The 11,165-nt window shown below is 65.7% G+C and carries 15 protein-coding genes, 1 tRNA gene and 2 pseudogenes; 9 read left to right on the top strand and 9 right to left on the bottom strand.

The window, feature by feature from the left end; all coding sequences use genetic code 11:
- From JWQ89_RS01715 to queF, 4 genes and pseudogenes are all read right to left on the bottom strand, one after another.
- Positions 1–847, bottom strand: a pseudogene (locus JWQ89_RS01715) (sorbosone dehydrogenase family protein); the annotation flags it as partial.
- 161 nt (positions 848–1,008) lie between these two features.
- Entirely contained in the window at positions 1,009–1,881 is an 873-nt protein-coding gene (locus JWQ89_RS01710) for an NAD(P)-dependent oxidoreductase (RefSeq protein WP_299637867.1), read from the bottom strand.
- A gap of 135 nt (positions 1,882–2,016) precedes the next feature.
- Positions 2,017–3,003, bottom strand: a complete 987-nt coding sequence (locus JWQ89_RS01705; RefSeq protein WP_299637865.1) for a heparan-alpha-glucosaminide N-acetyltransferase — start codon at positions 3,001–3,003, stop codon at positions 2,017–2,019.
- A gap of 66 nt (positions 3,004–3,069) precedes the next feature.
- Positions 3,070–3,516, bottom strand: a complete 447-nt coding sequence (gene queF, locus JWQ89_RS01700; protein ID WP_299637863.1) for a preQ(1) synthase — start codon at positions 3,514–3,516, stop codon at positions 3,070–3,072.
- 183 nt (positions 3,517–3,699) lie between these two features.
- Here queF and JWQ89_RS01695 point away from each other — a divergent pair, with 183 nt between their 5' ends.
- The 7 genes from JWQ89_RS01695 to JWQ89_RS01665 all read left to right on the top strand — a co-directional run bounded on the left by JWQ89_RS01695 (position 3,700) and on the right by JWQ89_RS01665 (position 7,963).
- Positions 3,700–4,137, top strand: coding sequence for a cyclic nucleotide-binding domain-containing protein (locus JWQ89_RS01695; protein WP_299637861.1), 438 nt, complete (start codon positions 3,700–3,702; stop codon positions 4,135–4,137).
- On the top strand, positions 4,134–4,445 hold the full coding sequence (locus JWQ89_RS01690; RefSeq protein WP_299637860.1) for a SelT/SelW/SelH family protein: 312 nt from the start codon (positions 4,134–4,136) through the stop codon (positions 4,443–4,445). The genes JWQ89_RS01695 and JWQ89_RS01690 overlap by 4 nt, the downstream gene beginning before the upstream one ends.
- 130 nt (positions 4,446–4,575) lie before the next feature.
- Positions 4,576–5,373: a transporter substrate-binding domain-containing protein gene (locus JWQ89_RS01685; protein ID WP_299637858.1), complete on the top strand. Its 798-nt coding sequence runs from the start codon at positions 4,576–4,578 to the stop codon at positions 5,371–5,373.
- A gap of 45 nt (positions 5,374–5,418) precedes the next feature.
- Entirely contained in the window at positions 5,419–6,234 is an 816-nt protein-coding gene (locus tag JWQ89_RS01680; RefSeq protein WP_299637857.1) for an amino acid ABC transporter permease, read from the top strand.
- Between the two features lie 65 nt (positions 6,235–6,299).
- On the top strand, positions 6,300–6,857 hold the full coding sequence (locus tag JWQ89_RS01675) for a CreA family protein (protein WP_299637856.1): 558 nt from the start codon (positions 6,300–6,302) through the stop codon (positions 6,855–6,857).
- 110 nt (positions 6,858–6,967) lie between these two features.
- The gene (locus tag JWQ89_RS01670; protein WP_299637854.1) at positions 6,968–7,156 is read left to right on the top strand and encodes a hypothetical protein; all 189 of its coding nucleotides are present in this window, start codon (positions 6,968–6,970) and stop codon (positions 7,154–7,156) included.
- Between the two features lie 171 nt (positions 7,157–7,327).
- On the top strand, positions 7,328–7,963 hold the full coding sequence (locus JWQ89_RS01665) for a peroxiredoxin (RefSeq protein WP_299637852.1): 636 nt from the start codon (positions 7,328–7,330) through the stop codon (positions 7,961–7,963).
- Between the two features lie 52 nt (positions 7,964–8,015).
- Here the strand turns inward: JWQ89_RS01665 and JWQ89_RS01660 are convergent, their stop codons facing one another.
- From JWQ89_RS01660 to JWQ89_RS01650, 3 genes are all read right to left on the bottom strand, one after another.
- Positions 8,016–8,282: a hypothetical protein gene (locus JWQ89_RS01660; RefSeq protein ID WP_299637850.1), complete on the bottom strand. Its 267-nt coding sequence runs from the start codon at positions 8,280–8,282 to the stop codon at positions 8,016–8,018.
- Positions 8,283–8,359: 77 nt separating this feature from the next.
- Positions 8,360–8,704: an MmcQ/YjbR family DNA-binding protein gene (locus JWQ89_RS01655; RefSeq protein ID WP_299637848.1), complete on the bottom strand. Its 345-nt coding sequence runs from the start codon at positions 8,702–8,704 to the stop codon at positions 8,360–8,362.
- 14 nt (positions 8,705–8,718) lie between these two features.
- The gene (locus JWQ89_RS01650; protein ID WP_299637846.1) at positions 8,719–9,042 is read right to left on the bottom strand and encodes a hypothetical protein; all 324 of its coding nucleotides are present in this window, start codon (positions 9,040–9,042) and stop codon (positions 8,719–8,721) included.
- 243 nt (positions 9,043–9,285) lie between these two features.
- Here JWQ89_RS01650 and JWQ89_RS01645 point away from each other — a divergent pair.
- Positions 9,286–9,375, top strand: a tRNA-Ser gene (locus tag JWQ89_RS01645).
- Positions 9,376–9,660: 285 nt separating this feature from the next.
- Here JWQ89_RS01645 and JWQ89_RS01640 read toward each other — a convergent pair.
- Positions 9,661–9,966 (bottom strand): hypothetical protein, encoded by a 306-nt coding sequence (locus JWQ89_RS01640; RefSeq protein ID WP_299637845.1) that lies wholly within the window; start codon positions 9,964–9,966, stop codon positions 9,661–9,663.
- Positions 9,963–10,451: a hypothetical protein gene (locus JWQ89_RS01635; RefSeq protein WP_299637843.1), complete on the bottom strand. Its 489-nt coding sequence runs from the start codon at positions 10,449–10,451 to the stop codon at positions 9,963–9,965. Before JWQ89_RS01635 ends, JWQ89_RS01640 begins: the two co-directional genes overlap by 4 nt.
- A gap of 397 nt (positions 10,452–10,848) precedes the next feature.
- Between JWQ89_RS01635 and JWQ89_RS01630 the strand changes: the two are divergent.
- A pseudogene (locus JWQ89_RS01630) lies at positions 10,849–11,165 on the top strand (hypothetical protein); the annotation flags it as partial.

Below are 11,165 nucleotides of genomic sequence, written 5' to 3'. Positions count from 1 at the left end.
CGTCGCCCAGCCCGTCGCGCTCGTTGACCACGGTCCACAGCCCGCCGGTGCTCGGCTCGAACGCCAGGCCTACCGGGTTGCGCAAGCCGCCCGCGAAGATGCGGCTATTGCCCGTCTCGAGGTCGAGTTCATGGATTGCGGCGCGGCCCTGTTCGGCGGCCATGCCGTTCTCCCCGATATTGCTGTCCGACCCGACACCGACATAGAGCTTTTTGCCGTCGGCGCTCGCCAGGAGGCTGCGGGTCCAGTGGCCGCCCGGTGGCGTGTTCATCAGCTTCTTGCCCGGCGCGGTGATGCGGGTCGTTCCCTCGGTATAGGGGAAGGCGTAGACGCCGTCGGTGTTGCCGACATAGAGCGTCGAGCCGATGAGCGCCATGCCGAAGGGCTGGTTCAGCCCCTCGAGCAGGGTCTCGCGGACCTCGGCGACGCCGTCGCCGTCGGCATCGCGCAGCAGCGTGATGAGGTTGGGACTCTCACCGACCGCTGCGGCGCGCCGCATGGTCGAGACGATCGCATAGTCGAAGGCGGTCTTGACCGGTCCCGGCACGCTCAGCGCCTCGGCGACCAGCACGTCGCCATTGGGCAGCACGTGGATCCAGCGCGGGTGCCTGAGGCCCTTGGCGAAGGCGTTGACCTTGAGCCCCTTGGCCGCGACCGGCGTCTGGCCTTCGGACCAGCCGCGAGCGGTGGGCATCTTGAGGGTCGGTATGCTCTGCGGGCGGGCCGGCGGAATTTCAGGCGTCCCGCCATAGACCGGCGCACGCTGCGGCTCGTTGAAGCGGCGCGCCAGAATGGCGGCAGCGCCGATCCAGGCAACCATGCGGGCGAAAATGCTGGAAAAACTCATGCGGGGGCCTTTCTGAAAACGCGCGGAACCTAGCCGAAGCGAGCCGCCGATGGAACAGGCCTTTCGTGCCGCTTATCTCCCTGCCGCGAACCCGCTGCAATATGGGTGAAGCGCCAAGTCCGGCGCTTCACCGACGCGAGAAGATGCAGTGCAACGCCGGATCAGGCGATGCCCGCCTTTTTCAGATCCGCCCACACATCGTCCTGCGGGTCGTAGCCGATCCACTGGCGCGCCTCGTCGATTTCCCACGGCATGCCCGCATTGTTCGACATGCCCGAGACGGTAATCGCCGGCGCCGGCCACTTGGCGGCATCGGCGCGCAGGGCAGCCTCCATCAGCCGCGCGTGGTCGGCGTCCGACAGCCACATGTTGCGGAACCAGCGAATGTTGCGCGCCAGCACCTCCGGGTCCTGTTCGCTGCGATCGCCCGCGCCGCCGCCGGTCAGCGTCGTCGCGAGGTTGGCGCCGCGCTGGCACCAGCCGATGCGGGTCGAGACGGCGGTGATCCGGCCGTCGGTCGCCGCGGCCCGGGCGGCGCAGACGCGCTCGCCGAGCATCTTGGTCGCGCCATAGGCCGAGCCCCATTTGTAGCCGGTGCCGTCATGGTAGCGCGTGCCGCTCATCTGCGGCGTCGACATCCGGATCTTGCCGTCCGCCGGGAGCGGCGCATCCTTGTAGCCACCCATGGCGTGGTTGGACGAAGCGAAGACGAACCGGCAGGGCCTCGTGCCACCGCCCGCCTGCTCGAGCAGGTTCGCAGTCATGTCGAAGGACGCCGCCGATTCGGCCCAGCTCGAGGTCGGAGCGGGATTGGCCGAGGCATAGTGGACGATGCCGTCCGCCGCCTGCACCGGTTCCCGCCAGCGCTGGTCATAGGGGTCGGCGAGGTCGGCGATCACCGCCCTGGTCTTCGCCCCAGCCTCGAACGGCTTCACGTCGATGGCGACGATTTCCTCGACCCAGTCCGCCTTCTCCAGATGCGCCCTCAGCTTGGTTCCCAGGTTTCCCGCGCCACCGGTAATCACTACACGCATAGTCCGTCTCCTCTTCGACGGGGTTGTCCACCCGCCACCTGCCTCCCGCGTATAACATCCGCCACGGCGCGCGCCACAATGGAGAGCATTATGCAGATCGGAATTGTCGGGTTGGCTGCATGGCGCGGCAACTCGCTAGGGCGCCTTGTCGGCCATCGCCGAGCAGAGATTGGCCACCGCGTTGAACTGGGTGCGCTGCTCGGGCGTGGGGTCGGTTGCGGCCACGGCCTCCCAGAGGTTGCCGATCTCCACCTGCTCGACGGCGCAGCCGCAATAACGGTCGCAGCGGGCAAGGTCCGAACCGGTGGCAAGGCAGGACTCGGTGCAGCTTTTCACGAAAGCCTGCGACTGGGTCAACACCGGTGGCGACAGCACCGGCGCCTGCAGCTGGCTCAGGCCCCAGAGCAGCCCGATGATCAGCGGCTGGTGGACGATATAGATAGCGAGGCTCCAGCGGCCGATGAAGGCGAGCCCGCGGGCCACCGGCTCATTGCTGTAGGCCTGCTCCAGCCGCCCGGCCAAGGGCGAGGCGAGCACCAGCCGCATGCCGGCGATGCCCAGCAGCACGACGCCGAACCAGGGAAAGATCGGCACCACGTCGCTGGTCGGCGGCGAGGTCGGCCAGAAGCCGATCCAGCCCAGCTCTCGGGTCGCAAAGACCGGGTCGTTGTAGAGGAAATTGGCCGCGATCACCGCCACCCCGATCCCCGCCACGAGCCATGACGGCAGGCGCAGGAAGGCGAGGCCCATGAGGGAGAACAGCGCGATGGCATGCAGCACGCCGAAGAACACGAAAAAGTCGGGGAACATCCAGTAGGTGCCAGCCGTCACCAGCAGCGCGCCGGCCACGAGCACGGCGAAACGGCGCCAGAACTTTCGCCAGCGGATGCCGTTGCCATGGGCGAGGACCAGCCCTGCCCCGACCAGCAGCAGGAAACTCGAGAGGATCGACTTCTGGAAGATCACCCAGCCGAGATCGGTGGTGACGTCGACCGGGGAGTAGCCGAAATAGTAAAGATCCCAGGCGACATGGAACACGATCATGGCGAGGATCGCGACGCCGCGCAGGCTGTCGAGCAACTGGTAGCGGGGGCGCTTCCCGCCGGCCTGAACCTCAGTCAATGCGAACACCCCCGCCCGATTCGCCGTGACCATAGTCGAACGCGAAGGGCACTCAAGGCGGGTCGATCAACCCCGGCCACGATAGCCCGGCACGCCCTGCTCCGGCAGCCAGAGGTTGGCCGGCGCGGCGCCGGTCTGCCAGAACACGTCGATCGGGATGCCGCCGCGCGGATACCAGTAGCCGCCGATGCGCAGCCAGCGCGGCGCCAGCACGTCGACGAGGCGCCTGCCGATCTCCACCGTCGTCGCTTCGTGGAAAGCGCCGTGGTTGCGGTACGAGAACATGAACAGCTTCAGCGACTTGCTCTCGATCATCCATTGGTCGGCGACATAGTCGATGACCAGATGGGCGAAATCGGGCTGCCCGGTGATCGGGCAGAGCGCGGTGAATTCCGGCACGGTGAAGCGGATCAGGTAGTCGATGTCGGGGTGCGGGTTGGGCACCCGGTCGAGCACGGCGCTCGCGGGATCGATGGGTATCTCGGCCGGGCGGCCGAGCACGGAGGTTTCCATGGGCTGGTCTCCAATGTCGCGCCCGGCAACGGACCGGGGACGGGAGGTTTCGGGGCGCAACCGGCAGCTGACCGGCGCGGGGCCTCAATACCCTGCTGCCGTGCTGCTCGGCCAGCGGAATCGCGCGCTTCGCATCGGCGGCAAGCTCGGCTACCATTCGCAAGGTGCAGGGCGGGAGCGGTTATGGTGACGGATCAGAACGAGTGGCTGCGGTTCGACTATTTCCCGGCCGGTGCCGAGCTCATCGCGCAGGGTGGCAACGCCGGCGGTAGCCTGATGGTGCTCAAGGAAGGCGAGGTCGAGGTGCTGCGCGACGGCGAGTTCGTCTCGACCATCAAGCAGCCGGGCGCCATCTTCGGCGAGATGAGCGTGCTGCTCGACCGGCCGCATTCGGCGACGGTGCGTGCGGTCACCGATGTGCAGCTCTACGTCATCAGCGATGCCTTGAACGTGCTCGAGGCGCACCCGTCTTGGCTGCTGCAGATCGCGCGCCTCCTGGCGCAGCGCGTCAATGCCACCACGGCGCAACTGGTCGCGCTGAAGAGCCGCGACGACGAGGACGAAGACGTGCTGGTCCTGCCGACCAACGTCTTCTCCAACTGGGCGGACCCGCAGATATGACCGGCAAGCCGAAACTCGCCATCACCTATTGCACGCAATGCAACTGGCTGCTGCGCGCCGCCTGGATGGCGCAGGAAGTGCTCTCGACCTTCAGCCTCGAAATGGGCGAGGTGACGCTGGTCCCCGGCACCGGCGGGATCTTCGAGATCCATCTCGACGGCGCGCTGATCTGGGAGCGCAAGCGCGATGGCGGCTTCCCCGACGCCAAGCAGATCAAGCAGCTGGTGCGCGACCGGATCGATCCGGGCCGCGACCTCGGCCACATCGACCACCCGCATGGGCCCGCTGCGCGACACGGACATTCCTGAACGCGGCGCCCCGTCGCAAGCTGTTTCCCAGAATCCGGTTGAGAGCGCGCGAGGATCACGGATATTGTCGCCGCCAATGCCGGCGGAGGTGACAGTCGCCGGCGACAGCCATTCGGGAGAACGCCGCCTCATGAAATCCTTGCTGACTTTGTTCGCCGTGCCGCTCGTGGCGCTCGGCCTCGTCCTGCCCGCCCAGGCGCAGGCCCTACCGGATCTGGGCGGCCGCACCATCAAGGCAGTGACCGAGAACGCCTACTACCCGCTGAACTTCGCGGACAAAGCCGGCGCCGGGATCGGGCTCGAATACGACGTGATCAACGAAGCCGCCAAGCGTCTCAATGCCAAGGTCGAATGGAACCTCTCGGCATGGGACGTGATGATCGAGGCGGTGCGCACCGGCCAGTTCGACATCGGCGCCGACGGCATCACCATCAACGACGAGCGCGAAGCGCAGATCGACTTCACCAAGCCGTTCATCACCGTCGAGCAGTATTTCCTCGTCCGCGCCGACGAAGCCCGCATTATCGGCAAGGACAGCTTCGCCACTGACCAAAGCCTGCTGTTCGGTGCGCAGGCCGGCACCTCGGCCTTCTACACCGCCATTTACGATGTGCTCGACGGCGACGAAGCCAATCCGCGCGTCAAGCTGTTTGACAGCTTCGGCGCCTCGGTACAGGCGCTCAAATCCGGCGATGTCGACGCGGTGATCGCCGACCAGTCGGCCGCGGCCGGCTACATCGGCGCCGATCCCGGCGCCTTCAAGCAGGTCGGCGAGCCGATCAAGTCCGAGCCGCTGGGCTTCATCCTCACCCCGGGTTCCGACCTCGTCGCGCCGTTCAACGCCGCGCTCGACGCCATGAAGGCCGACGGCACGCTCGACGCGCTGATCAAGAAGTGGTTCTTCGAGTACGGCCAGCAGAACTCGTAAAACGATTGCTGGGACGCGCGGCCGCCCCGCGCGTCCCCTCTCACCTTGCCCTCCTCCCCCCGCAACAAGCGTCTCGCCGAGTTTCCGTGGTGGCTGCTGGCCATCGCGCTGCTCGGGCTGTTCATCCTCTGGGCGATCGTCACCGACGAGGGCTATGCCGAGATCTTCTCGGTGCTCGTCAAGGGCGTGCTGACGACGCTATGGGTAACCCTCGTCGCCTTCGCGCTCGCCGCCCTGCTCGGCCTCGTCGTCGCCCTCGCCCGCACCTCGGGCAACCCGTGGCTCACCCAGATCGCGACCTTCTATGTCGAGATCATCCGCGGCATTCCGATCCTCGTGGCGCTGTTCTACGTCGCCTTCGTCGGCGCCCCCGCCATGGTGGTCGCGGCCAACTGGCTGCTGACGCCGCTCATCCAGTCGGACCTGCTGCAGCCGCTGACGGTGCGCGATTTCGATTTCACCTGGCGTGCCATCTTCGCGCTGACCGTGTGCTACTCGGCGTTCATCGCCGAAATCTTCCGCGCCGGCATCGAGGCGGTCGACCGCGGACAGATCGAGGCGGCGCGCGCCCTCGGGCTCAACCGCCGACACACCTTCCGCTTCATCGTCGCGCCGCAGGCGCTCCGCACCATCCTGCCGCCGCTCGGCAACGATTTCGTCTCGATGATCAAGGATTCGGCGCTGGTCTCCGCGCTTGGGGTGCAGGACATCACCCAGCTCGGCAAGGTGTACTCGTCTGGCAGCTTCAAGTTCTTCGAGACCTACAGCGTGGTGGCGTTCCTCTACCTCACCATGACCATCTCGCTGTCGCTGCTGGTCCGCTGGCTGGAGGAGCGGCTAAAACAATCGGAGCGCCCCTAGTTGTACGGGGCGCTCATGGTCCCCACATCACCGCCGTCCGCAACGCGAACCCTGGAACCCGCCCAATGCTCAAGCGCCTCGCCTCCGTCGGCCTCGCACTCGTCCTCACCGGCGCGCTCGCAGCGTGCGGCAATAACAACTCCACCAATGTGGGCAGCGTCGGGGTCGACTGGACCGGCAACGACATCTCGGTCGAGGCCGTCGCCGACCCGCAGGTGAAGGGCGTCGTCTGCCATGTCGCCTATTTCAACCGCTCGCTGATCGACCGGCTGCAGCAGGGCAACTGGTTCGAGGACCCATCCTATTCGGCGGTCGACTGCGCCGCGTCAGGTCCGATCACCATCGGCAAGATCAATACCGGCAAGGGCGGCGAGGAGATCTTCCAGCAGGCCCGCTCGCTGATCTGGAAGAGCCTCAGGGTGTCGCGCATCTATGACGCCGAGAACAACTCGCTGGTCTATCTGGCGCATGCCCGCGAACTGCAGCAAGGCTCGGGCAAGATGTCGCTCTCGGTGGTGCCGCTGAACGGGCTCGACGTTACCTGGAGCAATGGCGCACCCAGCGGCGTCGGCGCCGCTCCGGCCACCCCCGCACCGGCAGGTACCGCGGCAGGCGGGATCTGAGCGGCAACTCGCTCCATTTCTAATCAAGCCCGAGCTATCGCAGAAACGGCGAAGAAACGGCTCGACAGGCAGCATGCTCGGGGCCCCAGAGGGCTTCGGGAGGCGACGTCATGCCCAGCTGGTTCCCGCTCTTGCAGCAGAACGCCACGATCCTTCTCGCGTCGGTGCTGCTGATCATCGTGCTGTTCCTCATTGCACGCGTGGCCCGGCTCAGCCAGCCGCTGGCACTGGCCCTGGCGCTCACTCCGACGGCCTGCGCCGTGGCCCTCAACCAGGGCGCCATGCTCGGACTCATCTAGCCACATCGCTCCGATTTGCCGGCCTGCCCGCCTCACGCGGAAGCGGTTGTTTCGCCTTGACGCCAAAACACAAAAAGATTTCATACCGCGCCGTCGTAATCGGCGGGTTGCCGTTCGATATTGCCCGCGGCACGCGATAGAAGCGGCAACGACCGCACCAAGGAGTTCACAATGGCGATTCTCATCGGCGACACCGCCCCCGATTTCGAAGCCGAGACCACCGAAGGTCGCATCCGCTTCCACGACTACATCGACGGCAGCTGGGCGGTGCTGTTCTCGCATCCCAAGAATTTCACCCCGGTCTGCACCACCGAGCTCGGCTACACCGCCAAGCTGAAGCCCGAGTTCGACAAGCGCGGCGTCAAGGTGCTCGGCCTGTCTGTCGACAAGCTGGAAAATCACGCCGGATGGGCCGCTGACATAGCCGAAACGCAGGGCGCGACACTGAATTTCCCACTGATTTCGGACGTCGAGGGCGACGTCGCCCGCAAGTACGACATGATCCACCCCAACGCCGACAACACGCTGACCGTGCGCTCCGTCTTCGTCGTCGGGCCGGACAAGAAGGTGAAGCTCAAGATTGAGTACCCGGCCTCGACCGGCCGCAACTTCGACGAGATCCTACGCGTCATCGACAGCCTGCAGCTCACCGCCAAGCACCAGGTGGCAACGCCGGTGAACTGGAAGAGCGGCGAGGACGTGATCATCGTGACGGCCGTCTCCGATGAGGCGGCACGCGAAAAGTATCCGGAAGGCTGGAAGACGCTGAAGCCCTATCTCAGGATCGTGCCGCAGCCGCGCGCCTGACGGCACGCATCGATTCTCGAGCGGGCGGTCCCATTGGGCCGCCCGTTTCGCTTCAGGCGTTGCCGCGCAGCGAGCGGTTGATCGAAGCGAGCAGCATGACGATGCGGCCGAGACCCATCAGCACCAGCCCGCCCACGAACGGCCACAGCGCCCATTGCAGGCTCCGCGCCACGTCGCCGACGGCTCCGAGGAGGTCGGAACTGGCCGATCCGAGCGCCTGGTTGAAGGTCTGGATCACGCCGGGGGCGTTCAGGCCCACCATCACGACTGTGACCACCACGGCAATCAGCCCCACGATATAGAGAAGTCCCGCAACCATTCTCGCCCCCTCATGGCTTGGATGGGCGGTAGTTAAGAAGTCCTGAACGACTTCGTCAACGGCCTCGGGGTCTGCGCTTACAGCCCCAACTCAGCCCGAAGCTTGCGGGTGAGCTTTTGGGCGATCAACCGGTGCGACTCGCGAACATAGCCCTCGAGCAACTCCGGCTGGAGGGCGCCCGGAACCACGCGCACCCACTGGCGCTTGGCGAAATAGGCCGCCTGCCCAATGCCGTCGAGTCCGGTCAGCCCGTCGAAGGCGATCTCGCCGACCTTCAACACCACGTCGCCGGTGGTGTCCCCGAGCAGGCAGAACACCTTGCCGCCGACCTTGGCGACGAGGGATTCCCATTGCTCGCTGAGGGTCACGCCGCCGAGGCCGGTGACGAAAGCGATGTATTCAGCGCGATCGTGCAGGCTCACTGCGCGTCCCCGGCCTAGATCTGGTCGTGCCGGACGAACAGGCGGCTGCGCCGCGAGCGGCCGGCCCAGGCCAGTAGCGCCCCGGGCACGGCGAGCACCGCCCAGCCGGGGAAGCTGAGGATCGCCTCGGATACCGGCTCGAGCACCACGCCGAAGAACCGGCTCGACAGGAACGCCCGCACCGCGACGAGGCTGTCGGCGTGAACCCAGGTCCAGTCCTCGGCCAGCGAGGTGAACAGCAGCTGGCTGGCGCCGAGCGATCGCGTGCCGTCGATGATCAGGAGGATCAGCGCCACGCCGAGGAGCCAGGTGCCCGATACCCTCAAAAACAGTCGCATCGAAGTCGCTCATGTCCACTTGCACCAAGCCGGACCCCGATGGCTCCGGCAGGCGCCTCCGCCCTTTTGCCACGCCCGCCGCCGCGCCGACAAGACAACTCTGCCCCTCGCACGCTCTGCCGCGTACCCGATGGCTGTTATGTGCCTTGCGGTCATCACGTCGATGAGTATATTGCGCCCGCTCCGGCCGGCTCTCGAGCCCCGGACACGCAGACCCCCGGGCTTGGCCCGGCCGCTGCATGCGGAGAGATGGCCGAGTGGTCGAAGGCGCACGCCTGGAAAGTGTGTAGGCGGGGAACCGTCTCAAGGGTTCGAATCCCTTTCTCTCCGCCAGCAACTCAAACTACGCCGTTGTATCTGCTGCATAATGTACGCATCGCCTATCTTGCTTCCCCCAGGACGTCCCCCAATGCAATAGCAAGAGAAGGGCCCGAACCCATTTCGGCCCGGGCCCCAGTTGTCAGCGACTCTGGCGAACGTTCGGCACCCGCCAGCGCCAGTCGGGAGGTGCTAGCCCCCATCTGCGTTCCTCTGCCTCAATGAGGCGACGCCCTGCACGCAGGAGTGCCGTGCCTTTGCGTACGCGACGCCGGGATAGCCAGATGACCAAGGCCCGCTTCATAGGGTGGCCATCCACCGCTCAAGCGCATCCGCGAACTTTTGCACATCCTCTTCGCCAGGCGCATCCAGGAGGCCCGCCGTATCTCTGACGCGCCGCAGGTATTCGCTGCGAAGTTCCGGCGTGGCCGTCTTTAGCGTGGCTATGATGTAGGCGATGCCCAGCTCGCTTAGTGGGGGCTCCAGGGCTGCCACCACCGGCGCCGAGAGCGGCACCGCCGGTTGCACCGCGGCAAGGACCGCGACCGGCGTCGTGGTCGCTAGGGCAGCACCGGCCGCACCGATGATCATGGTTCGCCGGTTCATGCCAGTTGCTCGTCGCCGGGCTCGCAGTCGCCGGAGCCGTTGATGGCGAACCCGTAGACGCGACGGTCCATTTGCGGCGCGTAATCCGCCTCCAGGGGTTCGGGCTCCCGGCCGTCGTGTTCCCCCTCGAGGTCATCGAAGCCGTGGGGATCGCCGCCGATGCGGGACTGGTTGATGTGGTGGCGCCAGCCAAGGCTTGGCTCCCAGTCGGCGTTGTCCGCCTCAAGGTCGACTTCACCTGCGATCTGAATGCCGCCAAGGCTGGGCTCCAGGTCCCAGTCGATCGTCTCGATGTCCGGGTCGTCGTCGAAGGCGTCGAGCAAATCGATCAGCCGGTCGACTTCGGCCTGTACCGCTTGACGGACGTCAGCCTCTGTGATGCCGGGGACGCTGAATAGCGGCTCCCGCAGACGGAATGCGACGACGACGTTGCCGTGCTCAGCAACGTACCGTTCGCCCTTGGGCGTCAGGATGTTGTGTTTCATTTTGTGGACTTTCGCGAAACCGGCTTTGTAGGGCCGGGACCGCTCGCGATTTCTAGGCGCGATTGGTCATCTGCCAGCAGTCGTCACTGGCACCGGGAGCCTAGAAACATGTCGCGAAACATGCGCCACAGCCTTTACCCCGAGGGGCTATTGCATAACCGTGGCACTCCCGGCATAGTAAGCCGGTCGCGCTCACGGTGGAGCGCGGTCAAAAGTTTCGGCAGTATCGGGCCGCCAAGCCCTTCTCTGCCTATCGCGACTGCAGTGCTAGCCCCGCCAAGGGCCCACCGCGGAAGTTTCTAGGCTTCGCGATCTAGATTGCTCTCATTCGGTTAACAGTTCAAGCACCACGCCCCTCGCCACGGGGGGCGGATGCTCGCCTTCTAGCGGGTGGAAGATGACCTTTGGCCTTACTCGATCCCAGGCGCTGGAGTTCGCTTGGTCAAAGCCAATGCGGGATTTGGCCGGCATGGTGGGCGTGTCTGATGTGGCGCTCGCGAAGAGCTTGCGGAAAGCTGGCATACCCTTTCCCCCGCGCGGCTACTGGAACAAAATGGCGGTGGGCAAACCAACAGTTCAGACAAAATTAGACGAAGCCGACTTGGGCACACCTGTCATAGTTTGGCTAAGTGGTGAGCTAGGGAAAGCACGATCACTGATAAGTGGGGAACCGGGCCATGACCCCAACCCGCCCGATCTAGAGGCGCTAACCCA

Source organism: Devosia sp., assembly GCF_028290645.1.
Taxonomy (GTDB): Bacteria; Pseudomonadota; Alphaproteobacteria; order Rhizobiales; family Devosiaceae; genus Devosia_A.
Note: the sequence above shows the minus strand (reverse complement) of the source record. Positions and strands in the feature narration are given on the sequence as shown.